This is a genomic window from Nonomuraea mangrovi (assembly GCF_042681425.1).
GTDB lineage: Bacteria > Actinomycetota > Actinomycetes > Streptosporangiales > Streptosporangiaceae > Nonomuraea > Nonomuraea mangrovi.
Genome location: NZ_JBHUFV010000046.1, coordinates 64358 through 83900, shown reverse-complemented (window position 1 = coordinate 83900; position 19543 = coordinate 64358). Strand labels below are relative to the sequence as shown.

Here is a 19543-nt window from a genome sequence, read left to right as displayed (position 1 = left end):
TGGAAGGATCTGGCCATGCATCGCGTCGTCGTCCTGGCCCTCGAGGGCGTCTACCCCTTCGAGCTGAGCATCCCGGTCCGGATCTTCGGCACCGCCACCGCGAACGACGGCGCGCCGCTGTACGAGGTCATCACCTGCAGCCTTGACGGCGCCCCCGTCACGACGAGCGCCGACTTCGCGCTCGCCGTCCAGCACGGGGGCGAGGCGCTGGAGAGCGCGGACACCCTGGTGATCCCTCCGTTCACCTGCGGCCCCGCGGAGGAGAGGAACTGGCTGCCCGAGGAGCTGTCCTCGGCGCTCGCCCGCGTCCAGCCCGGGGCCAGGATCGTGTCGATCTGCACCGCGTCGTACGTGCTGGCCGCGGCCGGCCTGCTCGACGAGCGCCCCGCGACCACGCATTGGAACGAGGCCGATCATTTCCAGCGGATGTTCCCGCGGGTCAAGGTCGATGCGGCGGTGCTGTTCGTCGACGACGGCAGGGTGCTCACCGCGGCCGGGGTGGCCGCAGGGGTCGACCTGTGCCTGCACATCCTGCGCCGCGACCACGGCAGCGAGGTCGCCAACCGGGTGGCGCGGCTCTGCGTCGTACCGCCATGGCGCGAGGGCGGCCAGGCGCAGTTCATCGAACGCCCCTTGCCCGAGCTGTCAGCCTCGGGCACGTCGGCGACCAGGGCATGGGCGCTCGAACGGCTCGGCGAGCCCATCATGCTGCCCGAACTGGCCGAGCACGCCCGCATGAGCGTCCGCACCTTCTCGCGCCGCTTCCGTGAGGAGGTGGGCATGACCCCGCTGCAGTGGCTCACCCAGCAGCGCGTCCGGCACGCCCGGCGGCTGCTGGAGACCACGGACCTGTCCGTGGACCGCGTGGCGGCCGAGGCGGGGCTGGGCAGCGGCGCCTCGCTGCGCCAGCACCTGGCCGCCGCGGTCGGCGTCTCGCCCACGGCCTACCGCCACACCTTCCGCGCCAAGGACCACGGGGCCGTGTAGGGCTCAGCGCTTGCGAACGAGCGTCACGCCGTCGCGCACCGGCAGCATCACGGACTCGACCCGGTCGTCGCCGAGGACGATCTCGTTCATGCGCCGCATCGCCACCTGGTTGTCCTCCTGGAATGCCGGGTCGAAGACGCGTCCGCCCTGGAACACGTTGTCGAGGACGATCAGGCCACCCGTGGTCAGCCGCGGGACGATCTCCTCGTAGTAGGCCGGGTAGTTCACCTTGTCGGCGTCGATGAAGGCGAAGTCGAAGGCGGGCTCGGCGGGGAGCGCGCGCAGCGTGTCGAGCGCGGGGCCGATCCTCAGGTCGACGCGGTCGGCCACGCCCGCGCGCCGCCAGTACGGCAGGGCGATGGACGTCCACTCCTCGCTCACGTCGCAGGCGAGCAGGAGGCCGTCGGCCGGGAGCGCGCGGGCGATGCAGAGGGCCGAGTAACCGGTGAACACGCCGACCTCGATCGCGCGGCGCGCGCCGATCATCCTGACCAGCATGGTCAGCAGCGCGCCCTCGTCATGCGAGATCTGCATCCCCGCCGCGTCACCGGTCGCCTCGCGCGTCGCGTTCACCAGGTCCCGCAGCAGTTCGTCGGCCGGCGTGCAATGGGTGAGCACGTAGTCCTCGACGACCGGGTCGATGATCTGCATGTCGTCGCCGCGCAGGGGCGCCGTCCATTCGACGCGGAGCTCCTCCCGCGTGGCGAAGCGCAGCAGGTGGCGGGTGACGACGTCCTGGACGCCGGCCAGCGCCTCCGTGTCGGCCGCCGTGGCGATCAGGCGCAGGTGGTCGCCGGCCGGGGCGAGCACGCAGCCACCGTGGCGCAGGGTGACCGTCCCCCTGCCGTCGCTCGACAGCTCGGTGGTCGCCTTGTTCCCCAGGTGGGAGACCAGTTGCTTGATGTAGCGCTCGGGGCGGTCGGTCGCGACGTGCGCGGTCGAGGAGGGCATCGGAAATCCTTCGGCTGGACGACGAGGAAGCGTCGACAATATTCGACACTTAAGGGCGTTTGTCAAAACGTCGAGATTCCTCGACACTTTTCTTGTGAACGACCGGCCGACCGACGACGAGCAGCTGACGTTGCGTACGTCCGCGCAGTTCAAGGCGCTCGGGCATCCCGTACGGCAGCGCATGATGAACGTGCTGCGTCAGCGGCCCGCGACGCTGGCGGAGCTGGCCTCGGCGCTGGGATCGGCCAAGGGCACGATCGCCTATCACGTCCGCGTCCTGCGGGAGGCAGGGCTCGTTCGCCTGGCCTACACCCGGCAGGTGCGCGGTGGCACCGAGCAGTACTTCACCAGGGCCGCCGGCGTCATCAGGCTCGCCCCTGAGATGGGCGCCGAGTTCCTCCTCAAGGAGGCCATGGCCGAGATGCTGCCGGTCCGCCAGGACCAGGGGCACACCGTGCTGCAGCACCTCTGGCTCACCCCCGAGGAGGCCGGCGCGCTGGTGACACGGATCAAGGAGTTCGCCGCCGCGCAGCGCGAGAACGACGACCGCCGGGGCGAGCCCCACGGCCTGCTGCTCAGCCTCTACCCTGCGGACATCCCCGCGCTACCCCCGGCTCCCGAGCCGGGCGCTCCATGACCGCCCGAGGGCGTGCTCAGAGCCCGAGCACCTCGCGCTCCACGTGGTCCAGGGCCAGCCGTACCCCGCCCAGCGCGACGCTCTCGTCGCCGAACGTGGAGGTCACGACCTCGGGCACGCTGAGGCACAGGTCGTCCAGGTGGCGGCGGAGCGGGGCGAGCAGCACCTCGCCCGCGCGCGCGTAGCCGCCGCCGATCACCACCATGTCGGGATCGATGGCGAGCACGAGCGCCGAGGTGCCCACCGCGAGGTTCCACGCGAAGCCGTCGACCGCGTCCACCGCCGACTCCTCGCCCGCGCCCGCGGCGGCGAACACCTCGTCGGGCCTGCCCTTCTCCGTCAGCGCGCGGCCCGCGTCCTCCCAGCCGACCTGACGAAGAGCGCCGATCTCGCCGGCGCCGCCGCCGCGCCCGCGGTGCACCCTGCCGCCGATGACGATGCCGGCGCCCGCCCTGCGCCCGGCGAGCACATAGACGATGTCCTGGGCGTGCTGGGCGCTGCCGCACCAGTGCTCGGCCAGCGCGGCCAGGTTCGCGTCGTTGTCGGCCAGGCCCTTGCACCCGAACCAGCGACCCGCGTGCGCGGCCAGGTCGACGCCGGTCCAGCCGGGCAGCACCAGGGAGAGCGTGACGCGGCCCGTCCTGTCGACGATGCCGACCGTTCCCGCCGCCACCGCCCAGACGCGCGATCTGGCGATGCCGTACCCGTCGGCGCAGGCCAGGGCGGTGCGTTCGGCCGCGGCCAGCCGCTCGGGCGCGCCCGCGGCGTCCTCGACGACGGTCCGCTCGGAGGCGACCACCCGCCCGTTGAGGTCGGCGAGGGAGGCGAGGATCTTGTTGGCTCCGACGTCGACGCCCATCACGTAGCCCGCGTCGGCGCGGAAGCCGAAGCGCCGCGCCGGCCTGCCCATGACGCCGCCGTCGGGCGGGATCTCCCTGACCCAGCCGCGCTCGCCCAGTTCGTCGAGCACCGCCTCGACGGTCTGCCTGGACAGCCCGGTGATGCGGCCGAGTTTGGTCAGTGTGGCCACGCCCTCACTCCGCAGCGCACGCAGCGTGGCCTGGGTGTTGACCTTGCGTACCAGAGACGCGTCCCCCAGCACTTATGAGACCTACTCTCGTAACTGCCCCATTGACGTCCAACGGCCAGGATTCTAGCATCAGCCGACATACGTAAGCCGGTTACATAAGTGGAGGCAAGATGGTGACTCTCGCCGTCGTCGGCGCGGGTTCTCGGGGGACCTCCTATGCCCGCCACGCCATCGCGTCCGGCCGGGCCGAGGTGGTCGCGGTGGCCGATCCGCTGGCCGTACGGCGGGACAGATTCCCCGAGGCGACGCCGTACACCGACTGGCGGGCACTGGCCGCGCTCCCCCGCCAGGCGGACGCGGTCATCATCGCCACACAGGACGCCGACCACGTCGAACCCGCGGAGCGCTTCGCCGAACTCGGCTACGACATCCTGCTGGAGAAGCCGATGGCGGTCTCGGAGAAGGACTGCCACCGGATCGTGGCCGCGGCCGAGCGGCACGACGCCGTCTTCGCCGTCTGCCACGTCATGCGTTACACCCCCTACACCAGGACGTTGAAGTCGCTGCTCGACGCGGGCCGGATCGGCGAGATCGTCAGCGTGCAGCACCTGGAGCCGGTCGGCTGGTGGCACCAGGCGCACTCCTACGTCCGCGGCAACTGGCGCAGGGCCGACCAGTCGACGTTCATGCTGCTCGCCAAGTCCAGCCACGACCTCGACTGGCTGGTGCACATCACCGGCAGGTCGGTCACCAGGGTGTCGTCGTTCGGCGGGCTGCACCACTTCCGGCCCGAGAACAAGCCCGAAGGAGCCGCAGGCCGCTGCCTGGACTGCGCGGTCGAGGCGGACTGCCCGTACTCCGCTCTGCGTATCTACCTGCCACTCGCCGGGCAGGACGTGTGGCCGGTGTCCGTGCTGTCCGAGGACGTCTCCGAGCGGGGGCTGCTCGAGGCGCTCAGGACCGGCCCCTACGGCAGGTGCGTCTACGACTGCGACAACGACGTGGTCGACCACCAGGTCGTGAACATGGAGTTCGAGGGCGGCGCCACCGCGTCGTTCACGATGACCGGCTTCACCCCCGCCGCGCACCGGCAGACCCGCATCTTCGGCACCCGCGGCTCGGTCGAGGGCGACGGAGAGCGCCTGACCATCCACGACTTCGTCACCCGCGAGGTCGAGACCGTGGACACCCGGCCCATGGGCGACTCCACGGCCGCCGGTGGGCACGGCGGCGGCGACCAGGGGCTCGTCGACGCGTTCCTCACCGCGGTCGCCACCAGGGACCGCTCCCCCATTCTCTCCTCGCCCGGCGAGAGCCTGCACAGCCATCTGATCGCCTGGGCGGCCGAGAGGTCACGTCTCAACGGCGAGACCGTCACTCTGGAAGGAACAACCCCCCATGCACGGTAAGCAGATCGCGGCCGTCCTGGCCCTGGGCATGAGCCTGGTGGCCTGCGGATCCTCGACCCCCACCGCGGAGGAAAGCGCGGAGTCCGGCGGCGACCGAGGGCCGATCACGTTCGCCAGCGGCAAGTTCGAGGCCGAGGCCACCCAGAAGATCGTCGACGCCTGGAACGCCAAGCACCCTGACGAGAAGGTGACCTCCAACCTGCTCCCCGAGAGCGCCGACGAGCAGCGCCGCAAGCTCATCCAGAACGCCCAGACCAAGTCGGACTCGTTCGACGTGATCCTCATCGACGCCGTGTGGACCAGCGAGTTCGCGGCGAACCGGTGGGCCGAGGAGCTGACGGGACCGCGCTTCGACGTGACCGGGTTCCTCCCGCCGTCCATCGAGACCGGCAAGTACCGCGACAAGCTCTACGCGATGCCGCTGTTCACCGGCACCGGCCTGCTGTACTACCGCAAGGACCTGGTGGAGCAGCCGCCCAAGACGTGGGCCGAGATGAAGAAGATCTGCGACGAGGTCCTGCCCGAGCAGAAGGGCATGAGCTGCTACGGCGGGCAGTTCGACAAGTACGAGGGCCTGACGGTGAACTTCGCCGAGGCGGTCAACTCGGCCGGCGGCCAGTTCCTCGACTCGGCGGGACAGCCCCAGGTCACCAGCGACGCGGCCAAGCAGGGCGCGCAGTTCCTCGCCGACGGCTTCAAGAGTGGGCTGATCCCCAAGGAGGCCATCACGTTCAAGGAGGAGGAGGGCAGGGTCGCCTTCCAGGAGGGAAAGCTCCTCTTCTACCGCAACTGGGCCTACATGTACGAGGCCGCGAACAAGACCGACGGCTCCAGCAAGGTCAACGGCAAGTTCGACGTGGCGCCCATTCCCGGGCTGTCCGGCCCCGGCGCGGGCACGCTCGGCGGCAACAACCTGGCGGTCTCGGCCTTCTCCAAGCACAAGGAGACGGCCAGGGACTTCATCGCGTTCGTCACCTCGGCCGAGCAGGAGAAGGCGTTCGCGCTGATCAACTCCACGCCGATGGCCCGCGCCTCGCTGTACGAGGACCCCGACCTGATCAAGAAGTACCCGTACCTGCCCGCGCTCAAGGAGGGCATCCTGGCGGCCAAGCCGCGCCCCGCCGCGGTCAAGTACGGCGACGTGACCGCGGCCATCCAGGAGTCCGCCTACGCGATCGTCTCCGGCGCCAAGCCCGCCGACCAGGCCCTGACCGAGCTGCAGTCCGCGCTGGCTCCGCTGCTCAAGTAACCGCCATCCGGTACGGCACGCCGTACGGACCGAGGGAGGTAGCAGGACGGTGGTCACGCTGACCGAGAACCCGCGCCCGGTGACCACCGGGTCCGGCAGGCGGCGAAGGGGGGCGGGGGCGCGCGGCCACTCGTGGCTGGCTGCGGCCATGCTCTCGCCCACGCTGATCGTGCTCGCGCTGGTGGTGTTCTATCCGCTGGTGGCGGCCATGCGCGAGTCGTTCTACACCAGCGGCGAGACGCTGGACGCCGACGGTTTCGTGGTGGAGGGCGAGCAGTTCTCCGGGCTGGCCAACTACGCGGGCGTGGTGGGCGAGCGGTTCATGAACGCCGCCTTCAACACCACGCTGTTCACCGTGGTCACCGTCACGCTCGAGGTCGTGCTCGGAGTGGCGATGGCGCTGGTCATGAACAGGGCCTTCCGCGGGCGGGCGGTCCTGCGGGCCAGCATCCTCATCCCGTGGGCGGTGCCGACCGCGGTGTCGGGGCTCATGTGGAAGTGGATCTTCCAGGCGGACGGCGTGGCCAACGCGCTCCTCGGCACGGAGATCCTGTGGACCGCCGAGGGCGTCCACGCCAAGTTCGCGGTGATCATCGCGGACGTATGGAAGACGGCCCCGTTCGTCGGCCTGCTGGTGCTGGCCGGGTTGCAGATCATCCCGCACGAGGTGTACGAGGCGGCCAGGGTGGACGGGGCCTCGCCCAGGCAGACGTTCTGGCGGATCACGCTGCCGCTGGTCAGGCCCGCTCTGCTGGTGGCGGTGCTGTTCCGCCTGATGGACGCGCTGCGCATCTTCGACCTGCCGTACGTCCTGATCGGCCCGCGCAAACACTCGGTGGAGACGCTGTCCGGGCTGATCTGGGACGAGGCGACCAGGGTGCACTACGGGCCCGCCTCGGCGTACGGCACGGCCCTGTTCCTGTACATCGCGGTGATCGCGTTCGTGTTCGTCAGGCTGCTGGGCGCGGACCTGCTGAGCGACGTGCGCGGCCGCGGGAAGGAGGCCGTGAATGCTGCGTAGGACCGGCATGATCGGCATCGCGCTCTACTGCCTGGTGCCGTTCTACTGGATGGTGGTGTCGAGCTTCCGCCGCACCGCCGACATGTACGACAAGACCCCCGTCCCCGTGCCGTGGTCCGTCGAGTCGTACCAGGCCGTCTTCGAGGAGGGCGTCGGGTTCGGCCGGTCGCTCGTCAACAGCCTGATCGTCGCAGGGGTGACGACCGCGGTCACGCTGCTCGTCGGCACCCTCGCGGCCTACGCGCTGGCCAGGCTGACGTTCCGCTTCAAGAACCTCATCCTGGCGCTGATCATCGCGGTGTCCATGTTCCCCGGGGCGCTGCTGATCGTGCCGCTGCTGAAGCTGTTCACGGCGATCGGGTGGATCAACACCTACCAGGCGATGATCGCGCCGTCGATGTCGTTCGCGCTGCCGCTGACCGTGTGGAATCTCACCACGTTCTTCCGGCAGCTGCCGTTCGAGCTGGAGCAGGCGGCCATGATCGACGGCTGCACGCCGTTCACCGCCTTCCGGCGGGTGATGCTCCCGCTGGCGGCGCCCGGGCTCTTCACCACGGCGATCCTGGCGTTCATCGCGACGTGGAACGAGTTCATCATCGCGGTCACCATGATCAACGACCCGGCGACGCAGACGGCGACCGTCCGCATCGCCCAGTTCACCGGCGCCGCCAAGTACGACACCCCGTTCGGGACGCAGATGGCGGCCGGCGTCCTCGTCACGATCCCCCTGGTGCTCCTGGTCCTGTTCTTCCAGCGCCGCATCGTCACGGGACTGACGGCGGGCGCGCTGAAGTAGCGCCCGTCGCCTGCGGAGGCAGGCGGGAAGGGGTGAGGCAGTACGATTCCCGGCATGCGCGATCTTGGGGCCTTAGTCGCCTCCCTCGTGGTGGGCGCCGGACTCGTCGGCGTCCCCCTTCCCGCCTCCGCCGCGACGACCCCGGTGACCTGTTCGGCCGTCGTGCCCGTCTACGCCGTCGACAGCGGCGGCAAGCTCCGCTGGTACGGTCACCGCCAGGGCGCCTCCGGCGCTGACGCCTGGGCCGACGGCAGCGGCAGAGAGATCGGCCACGGCTGGAACACGCTCACGAAGGTGTTCTCCGGCGGCGCCGGCGTGATCTACGCCATCGACAGAGACGGCGACCTGAAGTGGTACCGCCACCTCGCCCCCTCCACCGGCGAGGAGGGCTGGGCTCCGGGAAAGCGGACGGTCATCGGCACCGGCTGGCACGACATCGTGGACGCGGTCTCCACGGGCTCGGGTGTCATCTACACCCTGGACAGGTCGGGTGACCTGCGCTGGTACCGCCATCTGTCCCCCACCACGGGCGCCGAAGGCTGGGCGGCCGGCAGCGGCAAGGTCATCCGTTCCGGATGGACGGCCGTCACCCGCCTGATGACCGGCAGGGACGGCACGCTCTACGGCGTCAACACCAAGGGGTACGTCCGCTGGTACCGCCACACCGACCCCCGCGGCGGCGGAACGGCCTTCGGCGAGGGCACCGGGCTCGTCGTCGGCGAGGGCTGGGACGGCTACCGCAGCATGTCGGCCGCCGGCGGCGGGGTCATGTACGGCCTGGACCTCACCGGCCGGCTATGGTGGGAGCGCCACGCCGACCCGCTCGCGGGCGCCCCCGTCTGGCAGGCCCGCAGGACCGCCAGAACCGGCCTGGCCGGCCTCACCTCCGTCTTCGCCGACGCCACGGCCTGCGCGGCGAACACCTCCTTCTCCGGCTACGCCGCGGGCAGGCAGGGACAGACTCTCGCCTACCGGAACGGGCGCGTGCGGGCCGCGTTCACCGTGGGGGCGCGGACCGCGCTGACGTTCGGCGACCTCCGCACCCTGACCGAGGCGAACAGCAAGGCGAGCGTGGCCACCAGGGCCCGGGTGTCGCTGCTGCCCGCGCCGTGGGCGCTCGGGGCGCCGTGGGCCGGCGAATGGCTGGATCGTCCGCGCGACGCCGGCGAGGAGGACCTGCTGGCGATCGCCACGCAGTACCTCGCGCAGGCTCCCGACAGAACCAAGGACGGCCTGCGCTACGCGGGAGACGCCGACTACGGGCCGCTCCTGGCGGACGGGACCCGGCAGGAGGGGTCGGACTTCAACGACTATCTCGGCGTCCCCTGGTCCTACCCCGGCAAGACCGACGCGCCTGAGGCGAAGCAGAAGGGCGCCCTGGACTGCTCAGGATTCGTCCGCATGGTCTTCGGGTATCGCGGCGGGCTGCCGCTGGGCGTCGAGGGCGCGATGCCCGCGGGGGCGCTGCCGCGCCGCGCGGTCGAGATGGCCGAGGACACGGCCCCTGGGGTGACGGTCATCGACGGCAAGGGCGCCAAGCCCGCCTCGTACGCCGACCTGCAGCCTGGCGACCTGCTGTTCTGGGACGGCTCGTCCGATGACGGCACGGCCATCGACCACGTAGGCGTCTACCTGGGCATCGACTCCACGGGCAGGCACAGGTTCGTCTCCAGCCGCAAGTCCGTCAACGGGCCGACGCTCGCCGACGTCGGCGGCCCGTCGACGCTCGACGGCGAGATGCTGTACGACAGGTCCTGGCGCAAGGCCCGCCGCATCTGACCTCGGCTGTCAACTCCCTTGCAAGTGAACTGAAAGGGATTAACAAGCAGAATCGAGTACAAAGCGGGCATATGACTGCGTGGTTCTCGGATCGCCGGTACGGGAGGTCAGGCCGGCCGCCCACCGCGTTCGAGGCCGCCCGATCGATATCGGAGAAAGTGGATGACAACACACGCCACTCCCGCCGAAACCTTCAGCGGCCGCCGGGCCGTACTCCCGTCCGTCCTGGCCGACTCCCGGCGGTCGCGACCGCCCGCGCCGCCGTTACCGGCAGGTCCCGCAGGCTGAAGGCCGCCCGCGAAACCGCGGGCGGCCGGGGGAATCGCCTGTCCGCGCAGGACAGCTCACCACGGGGAGACATATGCCCACACCCGACACCCATGCGAAGCCCGGAAACGGACGCCGGCTCACCGCCGCCGCGGCGCTCGCGCTCGTCCTCGCCTCCGGCGCGGCGGCGGTCACCGCCGGCACTGCCGACGCCTCAGTCGCCAGGCCGGGACCGTCGCCAGGGCTCAGCCACAACCACAACGAGACCGTGCTGGTCCGAGACTGACCGCGCGGCACGGAGGACAGCATGTCCGCACACGAGAAGAAGCCGGGAGCCGAGACCGGACGGCGGCTTGCCGCCGGACTGCTCACGCTCCTGCTGGCCTCCGGCGCGGCAGCGGCCACCACCGGCGCGGCCGACGCCGCGGCGAAGCCCAGGCCCGACAACCGGCTGAGTCTCAACCACAACGAGACCATCCTGATCCACGCCTGAAAGCACGAAACCGATGGAATCCGAGCAGGACATCGTCCACGCCCTGGCCGAAGCAGTGCGGCACAGGAGCGAGGGGAACTATTCCGCCGCGCTGGAGCACGCCGTCCAGGCGCGCCTCCTGCTGACCGGAAGCGGATCGGCGACCGAAGCCGACACGGCCGAGGCGCTGGCCGCGGTCCTGCTCATGGAAGGCGGCCTGCGCCGGCACCTCGGTGACCTGCCGCAGGCCGCGACGACCCTGAACGAGGCGCTCACCCTGAGCGAGCGAGCAGGCGCCACCATCGAGGGGGCCCGGCTGACGCTGTCCGTCCTGGGCGAACTCGCCGCCGTCCACCGCACCGACGGCGACTACGACCAGGCCGAACGGCTCCTGCGCGCGGCCATCGCCCGGGCCAGGCGACTTCCGGGGCCCGAGCCGCCCGAACTGGCCAGCCTGCTCAACGAACTGGCCGTCACGTTCAAGTACTCCGGCCGCTTTCCCGAGGCCGAACAGCTCTACCATCAGGTCCTCGAACTCCTGGAGCGGGCGCTGCTCCCGCACCAACTGGACCTGGCCGCCGTCCACCACAACCTGGGCGGGCTCGCTCACGCCAGAGGCGACTTCGCCGCCGCCGAACCGCATGCCCGCCGTTCGCTGGCGTTGAGCGAGCGCGCCCTCGGCGCCGATCACCCTGTCACCGCCGCCGACCGTGCCGCCCTGGCCGCGATCCTGGACGCCCTCGGCCGGCACGAGGAAGCGGAGGCGCTGTTGATCCAGGCGCTGAAGGTCTTCACCCGCGTCTACGGCGACGACCACCCCGAGGTCGCCGTCACCTGCAACAACCTGGCCGCGATCGCCTACCGGCGCGGCGACCTGGCCAGAGCAGAGCAGCTCTACCGGCGATCCCTGGCCGTCAAGGGACACACGCTCGGCTCGGTGCATCCCGAGCTGGCTCCCACGCTCAACAATCTGGCCCTGCTGAAGGAGGACCAGGGCGACAGGGCGGAGGCCGCGGCGCTGTACCACCGCGCCCTGGCGATCCTGGAGGGCGCGGTCTCGCCCGACCACCCGGTGCTGGCCACCTGCCGCGCCAACTACGCCGCGCTTCAGGGCGCGCGGCGCGGCCGCGACTCCTGACCGGCCGCCCACCGGTCGCCCACCACCGGCCGGTTCACCCCGCACGGGCATCACGCACGGGGATCACGCCGGGTCACCTGCTCGCGCGCGCGGGACGTCGTCGTCCATCACGATCACCAGCTTGCCGCGGGCAGCGGCATGTTCCTCCAGGCGATCACGTGGTGGCTGGAGAGCGGCCGGCGAGCCTGGCGTCACCAGCCGATCGAGATCGTCCAGGTGGGGTGGACCCACAGAGATGTCTAGAGGATTACTACAAATGATCCCGAGATAATCACCGCAAATAGCGACGTTCCGGACGTGCCTTTTGGTAGAAACGCACTTTGATCGTGGTTGGCACGTGAAGAAGGCGAGGCAGGAGCGGCATGACTCGGACCATCGGCAGGATCCCTCGGCTGCCACCGGAGAGCGGTCTCAACATCGCGATCCTGGCCATGGCCGCCGACATCTCCGGTACGCGGGAGGGGGCGGAGATGCTCGCCGAGTGTGCGGAGACGCTGCTCGCGAACGGTTCTCGCGCGGAGGCGCTCGACTGGTTCTCGCGCATCGTGGAGGGCGGCGAGCCCGAGCTCGCCCCACACGCGGCCCTGCGCATCGGCGACGTGCTGGTCGACGAGGATCTGGAGGCCGCCCAGGCCGCCTGGCGTTACGCCACCGACCATGGCACCAAGCGAGTCGGGAAGGCCGGGCGCGACAACATGAAGGTCCTCGCCCGGCACGACATCACCCCTCGCGAGACCCCGGCCACCGCCGAGGAGGTGGTCGGCCGCGCGGCGCTCGGACGCGGCCGGCTGTGGGTGGCCGAAGGGGATCTGGACGCTGCCGCCGAGGCGTTCGGGCAGGCCTCGGACTCCCCGATCCTGGAGGTGGCGGCGGAAGGGCTCGCCTACCTGGGCTCGGCGCTCTCCATGGCGGGTGAGCACGAACGTGCCGTGCCCGTGCTCGAACGCGCGATCGCCACCGGACATCGGAGGTACGGGCCCATGGCGGCGATCGACCTGTCCTCGATTCTCAGCGCCCGGGGCCAGGCCGGCCGCGCGGTCGCCGTGCTGAGACAGGCACAGCACGGGGAGGGCTGGGCCGCGGCCATGGCCGCGGTCAACGTCGGGGTGCTGCTCGCCCGCGAGCTGGGCGATCTCGGAGCCGGCATCGCCGAGCTGCGCCAGGTCTCCCACAGCCCGGACCCGCTGGCCGCCGCGGGCGGGCTGTTCAACCTCGCCACCCTGCTGGAGGAGAACGGGGACGCCGACGGCGCGCGGCGGGCCTACCAGGACGCCGCGGACCTGCGGCAGCCGATGTTCAGCGGCAAGTCCGCCGTGAACCTCGGTGTCCTGCTGACCAGGGAGACCGACTTCAGGGGCGCCGAGGCCGCCTGGCTGCTCGCGCTCCAGATCGGCACCCCCGAGGACCGGGCCAGGGCCCAGGATTCGCTCGAGCAGCTCAGCCTGCTCGGCGACCTGGACCAGGCGCGCAGCACGGTGGAGGGGGTGGATCTGAACGATCCCGACCTGGTGGGTACGGCTGCGCTCCAGGCCGCCGAGCACTTCCTCGCGCAAGGGGACATCGGGGCGGCGGTGCGCTCGTACGAGCGGGCCATGGACACCGGCCATCCCCTGCACGCGGCGTGGGGAGCCGCCCTGGTCGGGCTCATGTTCTCGTACGAGCACGGCTCGCGGGGCGCGGAGATCGGGATCGGCCGGCTGGGCGAGGTGGGACTCGGCCCGCTGGAGGCGAGGGCGTGGTTCTTCCACGGGGTGCTGGTGATGCGGCGCGGCGATCTGGCGGGCGCCGAGTCCGCCTGGCGGCGGGTGCCGCGGACGGCTCGTGACGCCTACCCCGCGGCGACCTGCCTGCTGTGGGCGGTGCACCGGGACCCGTCGCAGGCGGAGGCGTCGTTCCACTGGGTGCTCGAACTGGCCGGGGACCTCACGGAGGACGTCGTCCAGGCGGTGCTCCAGCTCGGGCGGGCACGCGCCGAACAGGGTGACCGCGCGGCGGCCCGCGAGGCGTACGAGCTGTGCCACCGCCTCGCGGCCCGGTCCGGGGACGCCACGCTGATGGAGCAGGTCAGGACCGCCATGGGCTCGACCTGACCGGCACCCGCGCGGGCCCGTCACGGCCGTCGGCGGTGCCGTTACCACGGCGCCGATCCGAAGGCGGACACACCCGCCGCCCGCCGTCCCCGAGCTGCCCGGCTACCCTCCCGCGGGGTGGCCGGTCTCGGCCGCCTCTCTGCCCAGGGCCTCCCACAGCAGGTTCAGCGGATGATCGGGCCCGTACCGCTCGCGCTCGCCCTTCCTGGTGAACACCGCCGAGACCATCTCCAGCTTGGGATCGACGTCGTGCGTCAGCTCGACGACGCGCAGTGCCGTGCCGTCCGCCGCCTCGACCGCACGGCGGCCGAGCGTGCGGGTCACGATCATGCAGCCCTTGGCCAGCCGCGCCCTCAGGAGCGCGACGCCGTACTGGAGATCCTCGATCTCGGCCACGATGTTCAGCCGGTCACGGAACGCGGGACCGAACCAGCGCGCAAGGAAGTCGGCGATCAGCCCGCTCACGGGCACGATCAGCGGCAGTCCGCCGAGTGCGCTGGTGGCGACCGCGTCACCGGGCAGGTCGGCCTCCGGAAGGTTGGTCAGCAGGACGGGGCTGCCGCGGCGCCATTCGATGCTGTCGTACTTGCCGTGGCTGGCGTGGTCACCGACCGGCGTGACGACGCTGCCGCACAGCAGGTCCACCTGCCCCTCGTCCAGGCGGGACCAGAAATCCCTGGTGCGGACGTGCACGAGCCGGAATTCGACGCCAAGGCGCGCGAATTCGTCCGCGAGCGTTTCCCAGGCACGGGCGAGAATCCAGAGCGTGAATTCCGTCGTGCCCACCGTGAGCGTTTTCCCGATGCGCCGCCGAGATTCGTGAAGGTCGTCCATCGAGCGCGCGAGCACCGCTCGCGCGCCCTCGACGAGGATCTCGCCGGTGGGGGTGAAAACGAAGTCCTTCCCTCTGCCGCGCTTGCTCACCAATATCTCGCCGCACAACGACTGGAAATTGCGGTTGAGCGTGTCGAGCTGTTTCTGGACGCTGGACTGCTCCCTGCCGAGAAGCCGTGCCGCCTGCAGCGCCGACCCCGTCCGCCGAACGACGATCAACGTCCGGAGCTGGTCCAACGTGGTGTCGAGCAGCGCGGGCGGGCAACTCAGGAGTTCGGCCATCGGGTCGGCCGGCGGCACCAGTTCGGGAAGCGGCGCTGACATGTGCGGCTCACATCCTCACTTTCGTGTTGCACGGAAGGTCCCGTGGAAACTGATCCCAGTTCCCGCCGAACTCATCCGAAGATTCTTTCGACTTCCGATGGACATCGGTGATCGAAACATAGAGCATTGCTTCTCGCCCCCGCCGGGATTCATCTCGAAAGCGGGCCGTCCGCGCCGTCCGGTGCGCCGGGCATTTCAGCATGACAATCGTCTCTGACCAGGAGTGATCATGGCATCATCGCACGCGTATACAGCCGCGCCGCAACACGGCGGCCGGCCGCCGGCGAGACCGGCGACGCTGAGGGCGGCCGCGGCCCTCTTCGCGCTCGCGGCGCTCGCGGGCATCGGCAGCCTCGTCGTCGCGCTGACCGGCGGCAGGGAGCTGCTGCGCGGCCTGATCGACGAAGTGATCAAGAGGGAGCTGGGCGGCTCCGCGGACGCCGCGAGCCTTGGGGAGACGCTGATCGCGGCGGCCCTGGACGACGCCTACTCCACGCTCACCGCGCGGACCTCGATCATGGCGTTCGTCGGAGTGACGTTCCTGTTCTTCGGGGCGTTCGTCTGGGCGCGAAGGAACTGGGCACGGATCGCGGTCATCCCGTTCGCCCTCATCGGCCTCGGCATCTGGTTGCTGGACCTCACCGACGACGTCCCGACGATCCTGCGCTTCCTGGACGGTGTCGGCGTGGCGGCCACGGTCGCGGCACTGGTCCTGATGTGGCTCGGCCCCTCCAACCGCGCCGTCAGGGCGCGCAAGGAGGGGCGGAACTGACCCGGGCGTCGCCGCCCGGGGGATGCCCTCACGCGACCCAGTGCGGTCGCCGGGAAGCGGGTGACGGCGATGGGCCGTCGGCGAGAGCGGTGGCCATCCGGCGCACGGCCTCGCGCAGGGTGTCCGGCGGCATGGTGTAGGGGATGCGCAGGCGCTGTTCGAAGATGCCGGGGTCGGTGGCGAAGTAGGCGCCGCCCTCGATCCGCACGCCGTAGTCCAGCGCGCGCTCGGCCAGCGCCGAGGCGATGGGCTCGCCCAGGTCGACCCACAGCGAAAGGCCGCCGGGCGGCGGTCGCCAGGTCCAGTCAGGCAGGTGCTCGTTCAGGGCGGCGGCCAGGGCGGCGCGCTGCTCGCGCAGGTGTTCCAGGCGAGGCGGCACCAGCTCTCCGGCCCTGGCCAGCAGGGTGAGGGCCAGCAGCTGATCCAGGACCGAGCCGCCCATGTCGGTGGCGACCCGCTGCCCGGCGAGTTCGGTGACCAGGCGCGCGGGGGCGCGCAGCCAGCCGATGCGCAATCCCGCCCAGTGGGTCTTGCTCATCGAGCCGATGGTGATGATCTGGCCGCTCCCGCGAGGCGTGGCGTGGGAGGCGAGAGGCGGCGGGGCGGGGACGTCGAGGGCGAGTTCGGCCAGCGTCTCGTCGACGACGAGCCACGTGCCGGAGCGTTGCGCGGCTCGCAGGAGACGGGCGCGCTCCTGCTGGGGCATGAGGCAACCGGTCGGGTTGTGGAAGTCGGGGATCAGGTACGCGAGGCGGGGCACCGCCTGGCGCAGGGTCGACTCGATGATCTCGATGTCCCAGCCGGTGTCGGTCACCGGGACGGACACGGTGCGCAGCCGCGCTCTGCGCATGGCGTCCAAAGCGTTCGGATAGGACGGATTCTCGGCCATGACGCGGTCCCCGGGGCGGCACAGCAGCGCCAGGACCAGCGTGAACGCGTGCTGGGCGCCGGAGGTCACCAGGATCTGTTCGGGCACGGTGGCAAGGCCGCGCCGGCTGAAGCGCTCGGCGACGGCGGCGCGCAGGTCGGGCAGGCCGTACGGGTGGTAGCCGGGGGTGTTCGCGTGCTCCGAGAGGTGGGGGGCGACGGTCGCGAGAGCGTCCGCCAGCGCCTGCCCGGGCAGTCCGGGGGCTGCCCTGGCCAGGTCGATCGCGATGTCCTCCGGGCCGAGGAGCCGGGTGACGCCGGTGGTCCCGCGGCCTTCCTGCAGGTCCGTCCAGGTGCCCGAACCCTGGCGGCTGTGTGCGAACCCGCGCTCGCGCAGCAGGTCGTACACGGCGGTGATCGTGGCCCTGCTCGTGTTCAGGACGATCGCCAGTTCCCGCTCGGCGGGCAGCCGTACGTGCAGCGCGATCCGTCCGTCCAGGATCAGCGCGCTGATCGCCTCCGCCAGGTGGCGATAGGCGGGCCGCGCTCCGGCGAGGTCGGGCAGCATGGCGGCGAGCTGCCGGCTGCCCAGGGCCCGATCGCCGCGTTCCAGCGGGTTCGAGTCGGCCATACCAACCATTCCCCTGAGATTGGCCATGTCTTCTGAGCCAATCACTCTACAGACTCGCCTCATTGGCCTTGAAGTCAGACGAACCCCTGGAGGCGAGCGGTATGGAGCAGGAGATCACCGACGGTGACGGGCACCGGCTGGAGCGCCGCCGTCGGGCACGTGTCACGGCTCGGCCGGCCCCTCGCTCCACCCCCTCCCCTCCCCCGCTCACCTACGTCCGCCTCACCGAACGTCCACTGCGACGTCTCCCCCAGCTGTTCATCGGCCTCGCCCTCTACGGGTTCAGCCTCTCGGTCATGGTGCGGGCCTCGCTCGGTGTCAACCCGTGGAGCGTCCTGTACGAGGGGCTGGAACGCCACACGCCCCTGAGCTTCGGCACGATCAGCGCGGTCATCGGCGTCGTGGTGCTGCTGCTGTGGATCCCGCTCAGGCAGGCACCGACGTTCGGCACCGTCGCGAACATCGCCGTCCTGGCGTGCTCGTCCGACCTGGGCCTCCTGCTCATCCCCCAGGACCTCGGGCTCCCCGCCCGGGCCGGTCTGCTCGCCGGGGGGATCCTCCTCAACGGACTGTCCGTCGCCGTCTACGTCGGCGCGCGCTTCGGCCCAGGTCCCAGGGACGGCTTGATGACGGGCGCGTCCGCCGCCACCGGACGCTCCATCCGGCTCGTCCGTACCTGGATCGAGCTCACCGTGCTCGCGATGGGCTGGCTGCTCGGCGGGACCGTGGGAGTCGGCACCGTGCTGTACGCACTCGCGGTCGGCCCGATCACCCAGTTCTTCATGCCCTGGTTCGCGTACCGCGACGCCGCCGACCGCGCCGGCGGGCAGCCCTCGCCCGACGAACCCCGCGCCGACTCCCATCCCCTACCCTGACGCCGGGCCCACGTCGCCGGAGATCGCGAAGGCGTGCGCTCACGAATGCGCGAGCGAGCGGAGAGATGAGCGAACCAGGCATCCGGTCTCTTCCACCCGAGCCACATCGTCGACCTGGACCCGTCCATCGCGGCCACGGCCACGCTGCCGCTCGGGCACATCGCCTGGGTCAAGGCTGGTACGGCAGGACCCGGTCGTACTCGATGGCGAGGTGGCGCGGGCCGCGCAGCGTCGAGCTCGGGCGGTAGGGCGGCGGGTCGGTGACGAGCCTCGGGTTCACCAGCCGCCTCGCGAGCTCGCGAAGGGCGATCTGGGCCTCCAGGCGGGCCAGCGGAGCGCCGAAGCAGTGGTGGATCCCCCCGCCGAACCCGAGGTGCTGGATGTAGGGGCGGTCGGGGTCGAACCGGTCGGGATCGTGCACGTGCGCCGGGTCGCGGCTGCCCGACGCGAGGGCCAGGGCGATGGAGGAGCCCTTGGGGATGGTGACGCCCGCGATCGTGATGTCGTCGAGCGCGACACGCTGCGGCAGGAACTGCACCGGCGGCTCGAACCGCAGGAGCTCCTCGACCGTGTGGATCACCAGGTCGGGCTCGTTACGGATCCGTTCGATCAGCCCTGGATCGCGCAGAAGGGTCAGCATCCCGTTGGTGATCAGGTTGACCGTGGTCTCGTGCCCCGCGATCAGCAGCAACGTGGCGGTGGTGATCACTTCGATCTCCGAGAGCGCCCCGTCGGGACCCTCGTAGGTGACCAGTCCCGACAGCACGTCGTCGCCCGGGTTCTCGCGGCGGGCCTGGGCCAGTCCACCCAGGTACGTGGCCAGCGCCATGATGGCGGCGTGGCGGCGCCTGGCCCGCTCCTCCACGCCGCCCTCGCCGACGCCGAGGGTCTCCACGATCTCCTCCGCCCAGTGGTGGAACTTGGGCTCGTCCTCGCGGGGCACGCCGAGCAGGTGGCAGATGACGGTGACGGGGAACGGGTAGGCGATGTCGTCGACGACGTCGGCCTGCGTCCTGTCCGCGATGCCGTCGATCAGGTCCTTGACGATCTCGTGCAGCTCTCCGCGCATGTCGTCGACAGTGCGTGGCGCATGGGGTGGTCCGAAGTGACGCATCGCGAGCGCCCTGAGCCGGTCGTGCTCGGGCGGGTCGGTGGTGATGAAGGAGGGCGGCAGCGGTTCCTCGGGGGGCGGGTTGTCCGCCTTGCGCTTGTCTGAGCTGATGCGCGGGTCGTGCAGCAGCGCGACGATCTCGTCGTAGGTGCTGACGACGTAGCTGCCGTCCTCCAGCCTCAAGACGGGCGTCTTGCGGAGCTCGGCGTACAGCGGGTACGGGTTCGCCCGGTTGGCGAACTGGTGGATCTGCTCGTAGATGGTTGCCGGCTCCACGGAGCGTGCCTCCCTGTCTCGTCGTTC

General features: G+C 70.9%; 18 protein-coding genes. 13 read left to right on the top strand and 5 right to left on the bottom strand.

Going from position 1 to position 19543, the window contains the following annotated elements; translation table 11 throughout:
- Positions 1-15 precede the first annotated feature (15 nt).
- Positions 16-987 carry a GlxA family transcriptional regulator gene (locus ACFSKW_RS29880; RefSeq protein ID WP_379575805.1) on the top strand — a complete coding sequence of 324 codons (972 nt, stop codon included), beginning with the start codon at positions 16-18 and terminating at the stop codon, positions 985-987.
- Positions 988-990: 3 nt separating this feature from the next.
- Here ACFSKW_RS29880 and ACFSKW_RS29875 read toward each other — a convergent pair whose 3' ends face one another.
- A complete protein-coding gene (locus tag ACFSKW_RS29875) occupies positions 991-1938 on the bottom strand; it encodes a DUF2218 domain-containing protein (RefSeq protein WP_379575804.1) in 948 nt (315 codons plus the stop codon).
- A 94-nt stretch (positions 1939-2032) separates the two neighbouring features.
- Here ACFSKW_RS29875 and ACFSKW_RS29870 point away from each other — a divergent pair, with 94 nt between their 5' ends.
- Positions 2033-2575: an ArsR/SmtB family transcription factor gene (locus ACFSKW_RS29870; RefSeq protein WP_379575803.1), complete on the top strand. Its 543-nt coding sequence runs from the start codon at positions 2033-2035 to the stop codon at positions 2573-2575.
- 16 nt (positions 2576-2591) lie between these two features.
- On the opposite strand, the gene ACFSKW_RS29865 is transcribed toward ACFSKW_RS29870, so the two are convergent.
- A complete protein-coding gene (locus ACFSKW_RS29865) occupies positions 2592-3677 on the bottom strand; it encodes an ROK family transcriptional regulator (protein WP_379575802.1) in 1086 nt (361 codons plus the stop codon).
- Between the two features lie 98 nt (positions 3678-3775).
- On the opposite strand from ACFSKW_RS29865, the gene ACFSKW_RS29860 reads away from it, so the two are divergent.
- The 9 genes from ACFSKW_RS29860 to ACFSKW_RS29820 all read left to right on the top strand — a co-directional run bounded on the left by ACFSKW_RS29860 (position 3776) and on the right by ACFSKW_RS29820 (position 13826).
- Positions 3776-5014 (top strand): Gfo/Idh/MocA family protein, encoded by a 1239-nt coding sequence (locus ACFSKW_RS29860; RefSeq protein WP_379575801.1) that lies wholly within the window; start codon positions 3776-3778, stop codon positions 5012-5014.
- Entirely contained in the window at positions 5004-6263 is a 1260-nt protein-coding gene (locus tag ACFSKW_RS29855) for an ABC transporter substrate-binding protein (RefSeq protein ID WP_379575800.1), read from the top strand. The genes ACFSKW_RS29860 and ACFSKW_RS29855 overlap by 11 nt, the downstream gene beginning before the upstream one ends.
- A gap of 49 nt (positions 6264-6312) precedes the next feature.
- Complete coding sequence (locus ACFSKW_RS29850) at positions 6313-7284, top strand: carbohydrate ABC transporter permease (protein ID WP_379575799.1); 972 nt, start codon at positions 6313-6315, stop codon at positions 7282-7284.
- Positions 7274-8080, top strand: coding sequence for a carbohydrate ABC transporter permease (locus ACFSKW_RS29845; RefSeq protein ID WP_379575798.1), 807 nt, complete (start codon positions 7274-7276; stop codon positions 8078-8080). The genes ACFSKW_RS29850 and ACFSKW_RS29845 overlap by 11 nt, the downstream gene beginning before the upstream one ends.
- Positions 8081-8134: 54 nt before the next feature.
- Positions 8135-9859, top strand: a complete 1725-nt coding sequence (locus ACFSKW_RS29840) for a tachylectin-related carbohydrate-binding protein (protein ID WP_379575797.1) — start codon at positions 8135-8137, stop codon at positions 9857-9859.
- Between the two features lie 361 nt (positions 9860-10220).
- Positions 10221-10412 carry a hypothetical protein gene (locus tag ACFSKW_RS29835; protein ID WP_379575796.1) on the top strand — a complete coding sequence of 64 codons (192 nt, stop codon included), beginning with the start codon at positions 10221-10223 and terminating at the stop codon, positions 10410-10412.
- Positions 10413-10433: 21 nt separating this feature from the next.
- Positions 10434-10619, top strand: a complete 186-nt coding sequence (locus ACFSKW_RS29830) for a hypothetical protein (RefSeq protein WP_379575795.1) — start codon at positions 10434-10436, stop codon at positions 10617-10619.
- Between the two features lie 13 nt (positions 10620-10632).
- Positions 10633-11736: a tetratricopeptide repeat protein gene (locus ACFSKW_RS29825; protein WP_379575794.1), complete on the top strand. Its 1104-nt coding sequence runs from the start codon at positions 10633-10635 to the stop codon at positions 11734-11736.
- A gap of 362 nt (positions 11737-12098) precedes the next feature.
- Positions 12099-13826: a tetratricopeptide repeat protein gene (locus ACFSKW_RS29820; RefSeq protein ID WP_379575793.1), complete on the top strand. Its 1728-nt coding sequence runs from the start codon at positions 12099-12101 to the stop codon at positions 13824-13826.
- A 102-nt stretch (positions 13827-13928) separates the two neighbouring features.
- Here ACFSKW_RS29820 and ACFSKW_RS29815 read toward each other — a convergent pair whose 3' ends face one another.
- Complete coding sequence (locus tag ACFSKW_RS29815; RefSeq protein ID WP_379575792.1) at positions 13929-14984, bottom strand: LysR family transcriptional regulator; 1056 nt, start codon at positions 14982-14984, stop codon at positions 13929-13931.
- Between the two features lie 229 nt (positions 14985-15213).
- Here ACFSKW_RS29815 and ACFSKW_RS29810 point away from each other — a divergent pair, with 229 nt between their 5' ends.
- The gene (locus ACFSKW_RS29810) at positions 15214-15756 is read left to right on the top strand and encodes a hypothetical protein (protein WP_379575791.1); all 543 of its coding nucleotides are present in this window, start codon (positions 15214-15216) and stop codon (positions 15754-15756) included.
- A gap of 28 nt (positions 15757-15784) precedes the next feature.
- On the opposite strand, the gene yczR is transcribed toward ACFSKW_RS29810, so the two are convergent.
- Positions 15785-17254, bottom strand: a complete 1470-nt coding sequence (gene yczR, locus ACFSKW_RS29805; RefSeq protein ID WP_379575790.1) for a MocR-like transcription factor YczR — start codon at positions 17252-17254, stop codon at positions 15785-15787.
- A gap of 62 nt (positions 17255-17316) precedes the next feature.
- On the opposite strand from yczR, the gene yczE reads away from it, so the two are divergent.
- Positions 17317-18129, top strand: coding sequence for a membrane protein YczE (yczE, locus tag ACFSKW_RS29800; protein ID WP_379575789.1), 813 nt, complete (start codon positions 17317-17319; stop codon positions 18127-18129).
- Positions 18130-18298: 169 nt separating this feature from the next.
- Here the strand turns inward: yczE and ACFSKW_RS29795 are convergent, their stop codons facing one another.
- On the bottom strand, positions 18299-19516 hold the full coding sequence (locus ACFSKW_RS29795) for a cytochrome P450 (RefSeq protein WP_379575788.1): 1218 nt from the start codon (positions 19514-19516) through the stop codon (positions 18299-18301).
- Positions 19517-19543: the final 27 nt, after the last annotated feature.

Coding starts and splice junctions, on each gene's coding strand:
- ACFSKW_RS29845 (WP_379575798.1), top strand. CDS start 7,274: ATGCTGCGTAGGACCGGCATGATCGGCATCGCGCTCTACTGCCTGGTG.
- ACFSKW_RS29855 (WP_379575800.1), top strand. CDS start 5,004: ATGCACGGTAAGCAGATCGCGGCCGTCCTGGCCCTGGGCATGAGCCTG.
- ACFSKW_RS29830 (WP_379575795.1), top strand. CDS start 10,434: ATGTCCGCACACGAGAAGAAGCCGGGAGCCGAGACCGGACGGCGGCTT.
- ACFSKW_RS29860 (WP_379575801.1), top strand. CDS start 3,776: ATGGTGACTCTCGCCGTCGTCGGCGCGGGTTCTCGGGGGACCTCCTAT.
- ACFSKW_RS29815 (WP_379575792.1), bottom strand. CDS start 14,984: ATGTCAGCGCCGCTTCCCGAACTGGTGCCGCCGGCCGACCCGATGGCC.
- ACFSKW_RS29820 (WP_379575793.1), top strand. CDS start 12,099: ATGACTCGGACCATCGGCAGGATCCCTCGGCTGCCACCGGAGAGCGGT.
- ACFSKW_RS29880 (WP_379575805.1), top strand. CDS start 16: ATGCATCGCGTCGTCGTCCTGGCCCTCGAGGGCGTCTACCCCTTCGAG.
- ACFSKW_RS29825 (WP_379575794.1), top strand. CDS start 10,633: ATGGAATCCGAGCAGGACATCGTCCACGCCCTGGCCGAAGCAGTGCGG.
- ACFSKW_RS29810 (WP_379575791.1), top strand. CDS start 15,214: ATGGCATCATCGCACGCGTATACAGCCGCGCCGCAACACGGCGGCCGG.
- ACFSKW_RS29875 (WP_379575804.1), bottom strand. CDS start 1,938: ATGCCCTCCTCGACCGCGCACGTCGCGACCGACCGCCCCGAGCGCTAC.
- ACFSKW_RS29840 (WP_379575797.1), top strand. CDS start 8,135: ATGCGCGATCTTGGGGCCTTAGTCGCCTCCCTCGTGGTGGGCGCCGGA.
- ACFSKW_RS29835 (WP_379575796.1), top strand. CDS start 10,221: ATGCCCACACCCGACACCCATGCGAAGCCCGGAAACGGACGCCGGCTC.
- yczR (WP_379575790.1), bottom strand. CDS start 17,254: ATGGCCGACTCGAACCCGCTGGAACGCGGCGATCGGGCCCTGGGCAGC.